At 59.4% G+C, this 12,699-nt stretch carries 15 protein-coding genes and 1 pseudogene; 5 read left to right on the top strand and 11 right to left on the bottom strand.

Annotated elements, in window-relative coordinates:
* Window positions 1-82: 82 nt before the first annotated feature.
* Window positions 83-550: an N-acetyltransferase gene (locus tag ACLBWT_RS02460; RefSeq protein WP_447661486.1), complete on the bottom strand. Its 468-nt coding sequence runs from the start codon at window positions 548-550 to the stop codon at window positions 83-85.
* Window positions 551-748: 198 nt separating this feature from the next.
* On the opposite strand from ACLBWT_RS02460, the gene ACLBWT_RS02465 reads away from it, so the two are divergent.
* A complete protein-coding gene (locus ACLBWT_RS02465) occupies window positions 749-1,288 on the top strand; it encodes a DUF1572 family protein (protein WP_447661487.1) in 540 nt (179 codons plus the stop codon).
* Complete coding sequence (locus tag ACLBWT_RS02470) at window positions 1,288-1,572, top strand: hypothetical protein (RefSeq protein ID WP_447661690.1); 285 nt, start codon at window positions 1,288-1,290, stop codon at window positions 1,570-1,572. The genes ACLBWT_RS02465 and ACLBWT_RS02470 overlap by 1 nt, the downstream gene beginning before the upstream one ends.
* On the opposite strand, the gene ACLBWT_RS02475 is transcribed toward ACLBWT_RS02470, so the two are convergent.
* The 8 genes from ACLBWT_RS02475 to ACLBWT_RS02510 form a co-directional block, all read right to left on the bottom strand.
* Window positions 1,487-1,702 carry an MGH1-like glycoside hydrolase domain-containing protein gene (locus ACLBWT_RS02475; protein WP_447661488.1) on the bottom strand — a complete coding sequence of 72 codons (216 nt, stop codon included), beginning with the start codon at window positions 1,700-1,702 and terminating at the stop codon, window positions 1,487-1,489. The two genes, ACLBWT_RS02470 and ACLBWT_RS02475, sit on opposite strands and share 86 nt — an antisense overlap.
* Complete coding sequence (locus tag ACLBWT_RS02480) at window positions 1,632-2,270, bottom strand: substrate-binding domain-containing protein (RefSeq protein WP_447661489.1); 639 nt, start codon at window positions 2,268-2,270, stop codon at window positions 1,632-1,634. Before ACLBWT_RS02480 ends, ACLBWT_RS02475 begins: the two co-directional genes overlap by 71 nt.
* Before the next feature lie 160 nt (window positions 2,271-2,430).
* Window positions 2,431-2,838: a HEAT repeat domain-containing protein gene (locus tag ACLBWT_RS02485; RefSeq protein WP_447661680.1), complete on the bottom strand. Its 408-nt coding sequence runs from the start codon at window positions 2,836-2,838 to the stop codon at window positions 2,431-2,433.
* A 103-nt stretch (window positions 2,839-2,941) separates the two neighbouring features.
* On the bottom strand, window positions 2,942-4,159 hold the full coding sequence (hemW, locus tag ACLBWT_RS02490) for a radical SAM family heme chaperone HemW (RefSeq protein WP_447661490.1): 1,218 nt from the start codon (window positions 4,157-4,159) through the stop codon (window positions 2,942-2,944).
* A gap of 133 nt (window positions 4,160-4,292) precedes the next feature.
* The gene (gene lepA / locus ACLBWT_RS02495; protein WP_076354714.1) at window positions 4,293-6,110 is read right to left on the bottom strand and encodes a translation elongation factor 4; all 1,818 of its coding nucleotides are present in this window, start codon (window positions 6,108-6,110) and stop codon (window positions 4,293-4,295) included.
* 111 nt (window positions 6,111-6,221) lie between these two features.
* Window positions 6,222-6,710: a hypothetical protein gene (locus tag ACLBWT_RS02500; protein ID WP_447661491.1), complete on the bottom strand. Its 489-nt coding sequence runs from the start codon at window positions 6,708-6,710 to the stop codon at window positions 6,222-6,224.
* Between the two features lie 32 nt (window positions 6,711-6,742).
* Window positions 6,743-7,981: a stage II sporulation protein P gene (locus ACLBWT_RS02505; RefSeq protein WP_447661492.1), complete on the bottom strand. Its 1,239-nt coding sequence runs from the start codon at window positions 7,979-7,981 to the stop codon at window positions 6,743-6,745.
* Between the two features lie 213 nt (window positions 7,982-8,194).
* On the bottom strand, window positions 8,195-8,959 hold the full coding sequence (locus ACLBWT_RS02510) for an SDR family NAD(P)-dependent oxidoreductase (RefSeq protein ID WP_447661493.1): 765 nt from the start codon (window positions 8,957-8,959) through the stop codon (window positions 8,195-8,197).
* A 298-nt stretch (window positions 8,960-9,257) separates the two neighbouring features.
* Between ACLBWT_RS02510 and ACLBWT_RS02515 the strand changes: the two are divergent.
* Together ACLBWT_RS02515 and ACLBWT_RS02520 are read left to right on the top strand one after the other, a co-directional pair.
* A pseudogene (locus ACLBWT_RS02515) lies at window positions 9,258-9,431 on the top strand (TetR/AcrR family transcriptional regulator); the annotation flags it as partial.
* Window positions 9,432-9,498: 67 nt separating this feature from the next.
* Complete coding sequence (locus ACLBWT_RS02520; RefSeq protein ID WP_447661494.1) at window positions 9,499-9,852, top strand: TetR-like C-terminal domain-containing protein; 354 nt, start codon at window positions 9,499-9,501, stop codon at window positions 9,850-9,852.
* 55 nt (window positions 9,853-9,907) lie between these two features.
* On the opposite strand, the gene gpr is transcribed toward ACLBWT_RS02520, so the two are convergent.
* On the bottom strand, window positions 9,908-10,915 hold the full coding sequence (gene gpr / locus ACLBWT_RS02525) for a GPR endopeptidase (RefSeq protein WP_076354704.1): 1,008 nt from the start codon (window positions 10,913-10,915) through the stop codon (window positions 9,908-9,910).
* A gap of 176 nt (window positions 10,916-11,091) precedes the next feature.
* Between gpr and rpsT the strand changes: the two genes are divergently transcribed.
* Window positions 11,092-11,364 (top strand): 30S ribosomal protein S20, encoded by a 273-nt coding sequence (rpsT, locus tag ACLBWT_RS02530; protein WP_447661495.1) that lies wholly within the window; start codon window positions 11,092-11,094, stop codon window positions 11,362-11,364.
* A gap of 151 nt (window positions 11,365-11,515) precedes the next feature.
* Here the strand turns inward: rpsT and holA are convergent, their stop codons facing one another.
* Window positions 11,516-12,556: a DNA polymerase III subunit delta gene (gene holA, locus ACLBWT_RS02535; RefSeq protein WP_447661496.1), complete on the bottom strand. Its 1,041-nt coding sequence runs from the start codon at window positions 12,554-12,556 to the stop codon at window positions 11,516-11,518.
* Window positions 12,557-12,699: the final 143 nt, after the last annotated feature.

Genomic DNA, 12,699 nt, shown 5'->3' on the forward strand with positions numbered 1-12,699 from the left:
AGTTAAACCGCCCGTCCCCCGGGCGGCTCCTTCTCCTGCTTCGCGATCGACCCCTTCAGTTCCTGCCCTGAATCCAGCGTGATCAAATATTCCGCAGCACCGCGATTTCATCGCAAGCATGCTGCTTGGAGCAATGAACGCAATCGGTCCATACTTTCTCCGGAAAGATATCCTTGTTCACGACGGCAAATCCGTTGCGCTCGAAGAAACGGACTTCATAGGTCAGCGCCATGATCTTGGGTATGCCCTGCTCCTGGGCATTCTTGATCAGCAGATCGACGATTTTGCTGCCGATGCCGTATCCTTTGTATCCTTCCGTAATCCCGAGCGAGCGGATCTCGACCAGGTCCTGCCCAAGACGCGTAAGAGAGCCGCAGCCGACGACATCTCCATCGATCTCGGCAATGACGAACGTATCGATCTGCCGGAGGAGCACTTCCCTGGACCTCGGAAGCATGATCCCCTTCTCTGCATAATTTTTGATCAGCTCATACAGCGTATCCACGTCCTGGGGGCTTGCTTTGCGGCACAACGCTTCCTTTACCAGCATCCATGGTCCTCCTCTCGGCCCTTTTTACAATATGAATAAATATACATCAAATAGAATTAATGCTCAAGAAAAAAATCCGCCCGCCTACCTGCCGTCTACCGATAGAAAAAGCTTGGCCTGCCGATCATAAAATCGGTTTGCCTGATATTTCCATCAAAGAGTATGATAGGGACAGCACAAGCCTAAGGAGGAAAATTCATGTCTTCTCAACAGCTCGGGAGCCATCTGCTGCAAAGCTGCCTCGCGACCTTCGAAAGCCAGAAGAAGCTGGCGGACCGCTCGCTCGGCCAAATCGACGACAGGGGCCTGTTCTGGGCGCCCTCGCCGGAATCCAACAGCATCGCCGTCATCGTCCGCCATCTGTCCGGGAACTTGAAGTCCAGATGGACCGACTTTCTGACGGCCGACGGGGAGAAGCCGGATCGCAACCGGGACGGGGAATTCGAGCTTCCGCCCGGGACGACCAGGCAGGATGTCCTCTCCGGCTGGGAGGAGGGATGGGCCGCTCTCCGGACGGCCTTCGACTCCCTGCAGCCGGAAGATCTGCTCGGCACCGTCCTCATCCGCGGCGAGCGGCACACCGTCGTCGAAGCGATCCAGCGCCAGGTCGCCCACTTCAGCCATCATGTCGGCCAGATCGTATATGCCGCCAAGGCGTACCGTTCCGGAGACTGGCACACGCTCAGCATCCCCAGGGGAGGCTCGGACGCTTTTAATGAAGCGAAAAGAAGCGGCTGATGAGGAACAATCGCTTCTTCGTGACCGGTTATCTCGTCTTCAGCCTCATTCTTATCGTCTTCTTCCTGTTCATTCTAATCGACATCTGGTGGGCTCTGAACGTGCCCAAGACGGGGCCGATCGGGAACGGGCCGCCGAAGCTATCCGCCTTCGCCTGGATGCGTCTGTACACCACCGGTTGCATCGGTTTAATCAACTTCATCCTGGCTCTTGTCCTGTACCGGCAGCTCCCGCCCCATCCCGAAGAAGATCGTCATCCATCACCACAGCGGCTTCCTCGTTGAGGCCGTATCTGGCCAGACCCATCAGGCAAAGCGAATTGTCATGCGGCCAGATGCTGCCGTCATGGTAGCTCATCGGGTTGAAGGCTTTCTCGCCTTCCGCCATCGTGCGGACGCCATAACCGCTGAACATCTCCGTCGAGACGAGCCGGCGGGCAACCGCCTCCGCTCTTTCCGGCGACACCAGCCCGGATTATCATCAGTTCATTATGGAGCATGATCTTGTGGTTCACAGGCCTGCCTTCGATGAGGTCAACGAGCAGCTGGGCAGCCTGATAGCCCATTTCGTATTTGTTCTGGCGGATGGTCGTAAGCTTGTGAGAACTGTAGGGCGCGATCGCAATGTCGTTGCATCCCACGATCGAGATTCTCTCCGGAACCTTGCCGCGGCTGCGCTCGACCGCCCTCAGCGCTCCGAGAACCATCAAGTCGCTCGCCGAGAATACGGCCGTCACTTCAGGATGATGAAGCAGGATCTCGAACATCGCCTCGCAGCCGCCCTCTTCCGAGAAGCTGCCGTTGAACACCAGCTCGGGCCTGTAGGCGATCCCGTGCTTCTCCAGCGTCTTCCGGTAGCCGCTCAGCCTCTCCAGGCTGACCGCCGCATCGTTGTGGCCGTTGATCATCGCGATATGGCGATGCCCCTGCTCGATCAGATGCCTCCCGTCCCGATAAAAGAGCATGCACAGGAATTGGAACATGCCGAATGCGGCACCGGTCGGAACGAAGAGAGCCGGGCCATGAATGCCGTTCAGATAAGACGCTGGATGAGAGCCGGCAGTCGCTGACCGTCCAGGCTCCAAAAAAAAAGCCGGGCCGGATCTGTCCTGGACAGATCCGGCCCGGCTTGGCTTGCAGAGCTTATTTGCGGTCGAACGAAGCTTTCCAAACGCTTTCCAGCCATGAATCGAAATCAGGGCCTTTTTCGCCTTCGTAGACGTCATACACGTCGCTTCTCGTCTTCCGCAGCTTCTCCTTGAAATCCTCCAGGGTATGGCCTTCCGGAAGGCTTTTGCGGATGCGGACGATGATTTTGGACACGCCCTTGACCGGCTCGGACTTGCTGCGTGCCGGAGCTTGAACCGGCTCGCCGAAGCCCTTGAGCCCCGAGTAGGCCGCCTCGCGGACGGCATAGACCGGGTCGCTCGCGAGCAGGCGCGTCATGATCTCAACCGACTGAGGCTGCTTGTGCTTGCCGAGCTCCTTGACGGCGGCAAGACGCGCCTTCCAGTCGGAAGTGCGGCTAGCCGCGCGCTTGAGCTCCGCCATAGGATCCAGTTCTTGTTCTTGCTCCGGCTTGAATTCTTCCTGTTTCAATGGAAATTTCCCCTTTTATCGCTTCATAATCAATCATGCTGCCCGTACCGGCTGTTTATACGTCGGCCGTCTCTTCGCCCAGCACGCCGACGAACGCGCCGAACACCTCGTTGCCGAGCAGCACCCCTTGCGAAGTCAGACGATAGCCGGTGCCCGGACTAAGCGGCGTGCCTCCCGGCAATGTCTCGGCGCCGCCGTCGACATGCTGCATCAAGCCTTCCTGCAGCAGCGGCTGCAGCTGGCTTCCGAATACGCCTTCGATCGTATGCCCCGGGAACTGGTGCTCGAAATCCCGGTCGCGGACGCCGTCCAGCAGCCGCAGGCCGACCATCATGAAGTCCTCCATCGCGTCCGTATCCGGGACCCGCTCCTCCGACAGGCGGGGCAGCCGCTGCAGACCGGCATCGATGTAAGGCTCCACGCCTTTGATGTTGACATGCCTGAGCCCGTGGCTATAACCGTGCGCGCCGGCTCCAAGCCCGTAATAGGGCTCATTGCGCCAGTAGGTGGAGTTGTGCCGGCTCTCGAAGCCGGGCTTCGCGAAGTTGCTGATCTCGTAATGCTCGTATCCCGCGCCCTGCAGACGCTCGATGAGATGGAGATACATCTCCAGATCCTCGTCCTCGGTCGGCAGCGGCAGCTCGTTGCGCTCGTACATATGGTGGAAGAGCGTGTTCTCCTCCACCTTGAGGCTGTAGAGCGAGTAATGCGGCAGATCCAGCTCCAGAGCCTTGTCGACGCTGTCGGACAGCATTGACACCGTCTGCTTCGGCAAGCCGAACATCAGGTCGATGGACAAGTTGCGGAAGCCCGCCGCCCGCGCATTGTCCAGGCTGCGGTACACGTCGTCCACGTTATGGATGCGGCCGATCCGCTCCAGAAGCCCGTTGTCGAACGACTGCACGCCGAAGCTCAGCCGATTCACCCCGCCCGCGAACATGACCGCGAGCTTGTCCGGATCGGTCGTGCCGGGATTGGCCTCCATCGTGAATTCCGTTCCCTCATGCAGCGGGAAATGCTTCCTTACGGCGGCAAGGAATCTCTCCATCTGAGGCGGAGTCAGCACCGTCGGAGTGCCTCCCCCCACGAATACCGTATCGATGCGCTCGGCCGGAATCGCGGCCAGAGTGAGCTCCATCTCCTTCTCCAGCGCGGTCAAATAGCTGTCCACCGGCTGCCCTTGCAGCACATAGGAGTTGAAGTCGCAATAAAAGCATTTGTTCGTGCAAAAAGGAATATGAATGTAAAGCGCCTTGGGCGCGTGCTTCAGCATGGCGATGCCTCCTCTACCGGGAACCGCTGCACTTCGGGTTCCCTTAAACGCTGCAAGAGGAGAGCCGCGGCTCTCCTCCAGCGAAGCTGGCGGCCGAATGGGCGGAAGCGCCCATACGGCCTATGTCCAGCCATCAATCCTCGTCGATTTTCAGGACGGCCATGAACGCCTCTTGCGGAATCTCGACATTGCCGACCTGCTTCATCCGCTTCTTGCCTTCCTTCTGCTTCTCGAGCAGCTTGCGCTTCCGGCTGATGTCGCCGCCGTAGCATTTGGCAAGAACGTTCTTGCGCATCGCCTTGACCGTCTCGCGCGCGATGACCTTCTGTCCGATCGACGCCTGGATAGGCACCTCGAACATCTGGCGCGGAATCAGATCCTTGAGCTTCTCGCAGATGACCCGTCCGCGCTGATAGGCGCGGTCGCGGTGCACGATGACGGACAAGGCGTCGACCGTCTCGCCGTTCAGCATGATATCCATCTTCACCAGCTTGGACTGGCGGTAGCCGGACAGCTCGTAGTCGAAGGAAGCATACCCCTTCGTGCTGGATTTCAGCTGGTCGAAGAAGTCGTAGACGATCTCCGACAGCGGAATCTGGTACGTAATGGTGACGCGGTTCGTATCCAGATACTCCATGTTCACGAATTCGCCGCGCTTGTTCTGGCACAGCTCCATGACGGTGCCGACAAAATCGTTGGGCACGATGACGGCTGCCTTGACGTACGGCTCCTCGACATGCTCGATCTTGCCGACCTCCGGGTAGTTGGACGGATTGTCGATGCTCAGCACCTCGCCGCTCGTGAGCGTCACGGAATAGATGACGCTCGGCGCGGTCGTGATGAGGTCGATGTTGAACTCGCGCTCGATGCGCTCCTGGATGACGTCCATATGGAGCAGGCCCAGGAATCCGCAGCGGAAGCCGAAGCCGAGCGCTGTCGACGATTCCGGCTCGAAGGTGAGGGACGCGTCGTTCAGCTGCAGCTTCTCGAGCGCCTCGCGCAGGTCGTTGTACTCCGTGTTGTCGATCGGATACAGGCCGCAGTATACCATCGGGTTGATCTTGCGGTAGCCCGGAAGCGGCTCGGGAGCCTTGCGCTTCGCTTCGGTCACCGTATCGCCGACGCGCGTGTCCTTGACATTCTTGATGCCGGCGACGATGAAGCCGACATCTCCTACGGCAAGCTCGTCCACGATGCTCATGCGCGGCTTGAAGGCGCCGACCTCGATGACCTCGAACTCAGCGCCGGTCGCCATGAAGTGGATCTTGGAGCCGGCCTTGATGCTGCCGTCGACGACGCGCACGTAGACGATGACGCCCTTGTACGGATCGTAATGGGAGTCGAAGATCAGCGCCTTGAGCGGCTGGTCGGGATCTCCCGTCGGAGCGGGAACCTTCTTGACGACCTGCTCCAGAATCTCCTTGATGCCGATGCCCGCCTTGGCGGAAGCGAGGACGGCGTCGCTCGCGTCGAGCCCGATGACATCCTCGACCTCCTGCTTGACCCGCTCCGGCTCCGCGCTCGGCAGGTCGATCTTGTTGATGACCGGAAGGATCTCCAGGTTGTTGTCCAGCGCCAGATAGACGTTGGCCAGCGTCTGGGCCTCGATGCCCTGGGCCGCGTCCACGACCAGCAGCGCGCCTTCGCAGGCCGCGAGGCTGCGGGAGACTTCATAGGTGAAGTCGACGTGTCCGGGCGTATCGATCAGGTTCAGGATGTACTCTTCCCCGTCATCGGCCTTGTAGCCGAGGCGCACGGCCTGCAGCTTGATGGTGATGCCGCGCTCGCGCTCGAGATCCATCTGGTCGAGTACCTGCGATTGCATTTCGCGGGAGGTCAATGCTCCGGTATATTCCAGAATACGGTCGGCCAGCGTCGACTTCCCGTGGTCAATATGCGCGATAATGGAAAAATTCCGTATCTTCTGTTGGCGGTCGCGTACGTCTGCCATGCTTAACTATCCACACCCCTCAATTATCTAACCCATTCGTACCATTATACCCGAGGCGGACCGGGGCGGCAATGAGCGGCAGGGAAAGGAAACGGGCCCGTCTGCAAGCCCTTAATTGGTAAAGGAGTCGAAGAGGGTCACGATCAAGCGGATGCCGGAGCTGGAAACGCTCTGCAGCATGCCGGCCGTTCCGTCGGCGAGGCGATTGACGCCGGTGTCGGAATCCAGCGGCGCGACCCCCGGCAGCCTGGACCATGCATCCCCGCCCGGGTCTTCATTCCATGCCGAGACGTCTCCGCCCGCTGCGCCGGCCGACTCCGCATCTCCGGCGAATGCCGTCTGCGCCTCTGCCGAGGCGGACGGCTGGACGCCGTACTTCTCCTGAAGCCGGCGCAGCTCGGCTTCGTATTTCTGCGCCGCCTGCAGCTGCTCGCGCGCTTTCGCGGCTTCTGCGAAACGCCCGACCGCCGCGGGATCGGAACCCTCGATCGGTCCGTATACCCGGTTGATGCCGCCCGTCGTCATCTCCATTCCGAACATCAGCACGGCCGCCAGGGCGGCGCCCAGCACGGTCCATTTGAGCTGGCTTCTTCTGCGCATGATGACCTCTCCTCTCGATTAATCGAATCGAATCAAGCTTTCTCGCCCTCGAAATACAGATCCGCGATCACTTCGGCCAGAGCGTCGGCCGTCCGATAGCCTTCCTCCAGCGAGTTGTCGATGCCGCCGACCTCGACGAGCACACTGTCCGAAGCCAGCGATTGATTGTACTCCCCGTTGCCGGTCGTCACGGTCTTGCCCCAGATGCCGCGTGACAAGCCGGGATAGCGTTCGTTCAGCATGTTGTGGATCTGCTCGGCGAATTTCTCGTTTTCTTCCCAATTCGGATTTTTGCGGCCGATGATGAAAAATACTTTCGCGTAATCCTTGCCGCCGATACTCACCGTCGTCGTCTTGCGCTTGGCGGAATCCCGATGGATATCGAAAAAGAACTTCAGTCCTTTATTGGCGCTCATCGCTTCCTGCACGCTTTTCTTGGAATACTTATAGCTCATCGTATATTTGAAGCCCGGGATCACAGAAGGATAATCCGTGCTGGAGTGAACGGCTCCGACACCGCGTTTTTCCAGCTCCTCGGCCAGCCTCTCTCCGACATTGGCCACGTTGACCTTGGAAGATTCCGGATTCGTTCCGGGCTTGCTCACTTCCGGATTGTAGGATTCGCGGATATGCGAATGATAGATGAACACGGCCTTGCTGCCGCCAGCTGCTGCTGGAGGCGTTCCGCTGCCGGCGCCGCTGCTCTCCGGACCGCTCTGCCCGCTGCCCGCCGGATCATCCTGCGGCACTCCGATCGGACCTACGGGCGAATCGTCCTCGATGCCTGCATCATGGCCGTCTTCGCCGGAGTCGTCGCCTGCTGCCGCCTCGGGCTCGTCCTCCGGCTCCGGCGTCTGACCGCCCGCCGCGCTCGCCTTGCCGGCCAGATTCTCTCCGCCGCTCTGCATGACGGGCATGCCGGCCGCCAGCAGGCTGCGCGGGCTGCCCGGATTCACGTCGGTCAACATTCGAAGCACGAAGCTGCTCACTTGCCGGGTCGATACGCTCTCGCCATGCCCGCTGCTCTGGAACGCAGGCATCTCCATTCCCAGCATGTCCGCCAGAAAGGCGCTTGAAACCATGGATGTCAATCCTTTCATGGAGGAAGCCGGCGATGAAGGGTCCTGATGGCGGACAATCGAAGCGGCCCCGGCCAGCACGAAGATGATCATGGAGCAGAGCGACAGCAGCACGAAGGTGCGTCCCGCAGCGAGGAACTCGCGGATGCGGAGACTGCTTATTTCCGGATTGACGGCCCTGATTCGTTTCATATCGGTTCTCCTCCCGAACGCGGTTCTGCGGTTCTGAAAGCGAAAAACAGAATTTTGGTCTCTCAACTGTTTCTACTCTATGAGGAAAATAGAAGTGATAGAACCGCATTCGAGAGATGAGCCTGCGGCAGCGGGGAAAGCGCGCAAAAAAACAGCCCGCTCCTTGGCAGGAGCAGGCTGTTGCTTTTTAACCGGAAACCTCTATCCGGGTCGTTATTGGCCCATCATGCCTCCGTCGACCGTGTACAGGGAAGCGGTAACGAACGACGCTTCATCAGACAAGAGGAAGTTCATCACGGCCGCTACCTCTTGCGTTTCGCCGTAGCGGCCCAGCGGCGTGCTGTCCTCGTTGGCCTTCTTGAACCCTTCGGGAGCTCCCGATTTGGTCTCGATCTGGCGCATCATGTTCGTATTGATCGTGCCCGGCAGCACCGCATTGACGCGGACGCCGTAGCCGGCCGCTTCGTTCGCCGCGACGCGGGTGAGTCCGATGACGGCGTGTTTGGACATGATATAGGGAGACATGCCCGGAGCGCCCATGAGGCCTGCCAGCGAGGATGTGTTCAGCACCGCGCCGGACTTCTGCTTCTTCATGACCGGAAGCACATGCTGCAGGCCGAGGAACACTCCGCGCACGTTGACGTTGTAGACGAGATCGAGCGTAGCGACGCTCTGGTCCTCGATGCTGCCCACGGCTCCTTCAATGCCGGCGTTGTTGGCGAAATAATCGATCGTGCCGAACTTCTCCACCGCCCGCTCGACGTAGTTCCAGACATCCTCCTCTTTCGAGACATCCGCCGCGACGGCAATCGTCTTGGCGCTGTCGAGGCCGAGCTCGGCGATGACGGCCTGCAGGGCTTCCTCCTTCAGATCGACGAGGACAAGATTGAGGTTCCGCTGGGCCAGACGGCGCGTCAGCTCCTTGCCGATTCCTCCTGCGGCTCCCGTGATGACGGCTGTTTTTGTTTGTTCGGACATATAGGATCGCTTCCTTATCCATTAGATTTTTGGGGAAGGCCCGGCTGGGCGGACCCGCTTGAACTTTTATCGGTTAACCGCTTACAGACCAAGCATACGCCTGGCCGGAAAATGCCGCAATAAGCAGGCGCCGCCTGCTTTGTCGCCTATTGGACAGCCGGAATCCGGCTGTCGTTCAACGCCGTCATCTTGCACATCCGGCTCGGGAATGTCGCCTTTCCGATCGGCATTTCCCTTGAGCGTCCCCGCTTATCTATACTGGATAAAGGACATTCCATCGAGAGGAGTCTCGCCGCGCATGGACAAACAGCTAGACCGCAGAGCCAAACGAACCCGCGAAGCCCTTCAGTCCGCCCTGATCCGGATCATCCGGAGAAAAGGCTACGAGGCGGCGACCATTCTCGAGATCGCCGAGGAGGCCGATTACAACCGCGGCACCTTCTACAACCATTACGCCGGCAAGGAAGAGCTGCTGGAGGAAATCCGGCTGGGGCTTCCTCCAGCAGTTCGCCGACCTCATTCTCGGGCCCTATCCGGGGATGAGCGGAGTCGGCGCCGCAGACATCTATCCTTCCAGCCTGCTTCTATTCCAGCATGTCGAGCAGAACAAGGAGACCTTCCTGGCGCTGCTGGCGGTCGACAGAGGGCTGGGGGAAGACATGAACCGCGTCCTGAAGGACGCCATGAAGCGGGACCTGCAGCTGAGCGTGGAGGAGCAGGATCCCGAGGTGGATCGGGAATTCATGTACAGCTATCTCGCCTCCGCGACGATCGGCGTCGTCATGTATTGGGCCGGGACCGGCTTCAAGTTCTCCTCCGACTATATGGCCAGGCAGCTGCTGCTGCAGATCAACAATCGCCTCGACTACATCGAATTCAAGCGGAAACAATGAAAAAACCGGGATAGCTTCCATAAGAAAGCGTCCCGGTGCGGATTCCGCGAATCGATCAATGCGTATAAGCGGCTACGTTCGAGCTGTCCACCGCGTCATGCAGCGCCGCATTGAGTCCGCTGGCGATGACATTGGCGATATCCTCGATGAACTGGTCGATTTCCTTCGGCGTCACGAGCAGGTCATGCTTGAGCGGCGAGAGCACTTCCTTGACGAGCATGAGCCGCTCAGTCTCCCCGAGCTGATCCAGCATGCCCATCAGCTGCCCGGTATCGCCTGCCTGCTGCTTGAAATGCTCCTTCATCATGTCGAACGCGCTGCTCACGACCGTCGAGGCGTAAACGACAGTCGGAACTCCGATGGCAATGACGGGCACACCGAGTATTTCTTTCGTGAGCCCCTTGCGCTTGTTGCCGATGCCCGATCCGGGATGGATGCCCGTATCTGCAATCTGGATCGTCGTATTCACACGGTCGAGCGACCGGGAGGCGAGCGCGTCGATGGCGATGATGAGGCCCGGCTTCGTTTTTTCCGCGATGCTCTGGATGATCTCGCTGGATTCGATGCCGGTAATGCCGAGCACGCCGGGGGCGACAGCGCTGACGCAGCGGTAGCCCGGAGCGACCTGATCCGGCATCAGCTCGAAAAATTGCCGCGTCACCATCGTATTCTCCACGACGAGCGGGCCGAGAGCGTCGGGAGTGACGTTCCAGTTGCCGAGCCCGACGATAAGCACGTTCGCGTCCTTGGCGACGCCGAGCTCCTGCAGGAAGCGCTCGAACTCCTGGGCGAACGAGGTCGCGACACGGTCTCCAAGCTCCGAATCATGCGTCCGCAGCTCGGGCACTTCGAAGGTGACATATTTGCCCATGACTTTGCCGATGGCCCGCGAGCCTGCTTCGTTCTCGACCGTCAGCCTTGTGATCGTGATGCCCTCGTCTTCCGTCGTCTCGGAGTGGACGCCGGGAATCGGCCCTCCGCTAGACTCCTCGGCCATTTGCTTCGCTTCCAGCGCCAGGTCGGTGTGAACCGCATAACGTCCCAAATCCAAATCATGATTCATGCGCCAACGCTCCTCTGCACGATTTGCCATTAGCTTGCTGATCCCGGATTCGTTTTATGCGGCCGGCATGTTTTATCCAATCGTTCGTATTGCAATTTGGCAATGTGCATGATAAGATATTTTAAGTTGTGTTGCAGTATGGGGTCTTATCCCCTTTTGTAGGAGGTGAACCACAAGTGCCAAACATCAAATCCGCCATCAAACGCGTGAAAACGAGCGAGAAACGCCGCGCTCTGAACGCTTCCCAAAAATCCGCGCTCCGCACGGCTGTCAAAGCAGCTGACGTAGCGACTACCGGTACCGATGCGGAAGCAGCCAAGGCTGCTCTGATCGTCGCAACGAAAAAGCTGGACAAAGCCGTTACTAAAGGCCTGATCCATAAAAACGCTGCTGCCCGTAAAAAATCCCGCCTGGCCAAAAAGCTCAACGCCATTTCGGCGCAAGCTTAAGGACAAGCTGACAGCCCCTCTCCTCCTGGAGAAGGGCTGTTTTTCGTTTGCCCGGACGGTCTTCATCTATACACCCACAGGATACCCGCAAAATGAAAAAAGAATTGCTGAGCGCAGCAATTCTTTATCGCTTCCCTTTCGACATGGCTCCTCATGCCCGCCCGCTTTTCGCGCCGGCTCCCATGGAGAGAAAGAACAGCTGCAATCCCAGCTCTTTGTTGATGCGGCCTGTCTTCATCGCGTAATCAAGCTCGGCGAGCGCCGATAGATGCTCGCCGAGCGCGGCCGTCTCGAACTTGCGCGCCTTCTCCGCGGCCAGCTTGACCGCGTAGGGATGAAGGCCCAGCTGGCCGGCCATCTGCTGCGGCGAATAGCGATGCCGCTCCAGCTCCTTGATCTGCAGCATGATGCGCAGCTGTCTGGCGACGAGAGCGGCGATGCGGATCGGCTCCTCCCGCCGCAGCAGCAGCTCCCGATAGATCGTCAGCGTCCGGTCCATGTTCAGCTCCGCCATCGCATCGATCAAGGCGAACACATCCTCCTCGACCGTCGAGGCCGTCAATCGGGCCACGTCTTCGACGGAGATGCTTCCCTCCTCCCCCGCGAACAGACAGAGCTTGTCCACCTCCTGCGACAGCGCCTGCATGCCGGTGCCGACTCTCGAGACGAGCAGAGATGCCGCCTCCTCGCCTATGCTGCGGCTCTGATCCTTCGCCCTGCGGATGATCCAGCTTGCCAGCTCGCCCTCGGTAAGCTCCGGGAAGGCGACGAGCAGGTTGCGCTCCTTGAGCAGCTTGACGGCCTTGCGGCGCTCATCGAGCTTGTCTGCCTGGACCAGAAAGACGATGATGCTCGTCTCGCTCGGATGCTCCATGTACGAGAGAAAGCGCTCGGCCTTATGCTCGACCTTCCCTTCCTTCGCCGCCGCGCACAGAAAGCTCGAATCCCTTGCCAGAATGATCTTCTTCGGCACAAAAAAAGGCAGCGTCTCGGCTTCGCCGATGATTTCCTCCAGCGAGGTCTCGGACATGTCGTACCGGACGATGCCAAGCTCCCTCTCGTCCGGCGCCAGCAGCTTCTCCGTCAGCATCGTCGCGAATTGGCTCATCCGGTAGCGGTCTTTCCCGAAGACGGCATATACGGGAGCAATCCTGCCGGCCCGAATATCCTTCGCAGCGTCTTTGGCTTCCATGCCAGTCCCTCCTCCATGCTCATGTCGTCCCATCATAGGACAGAACCTCCTGCTTAGGCAAGGGCGGCGCCCGGCATTTCAGGGCCGAACCTCCTGCTTGAGCAAAGGCAATGCAGACAAACAACCACTATTTCCGCCGGTGG

The organism is Paenibacillus sp. D51F, assembly GCF_053345695.1.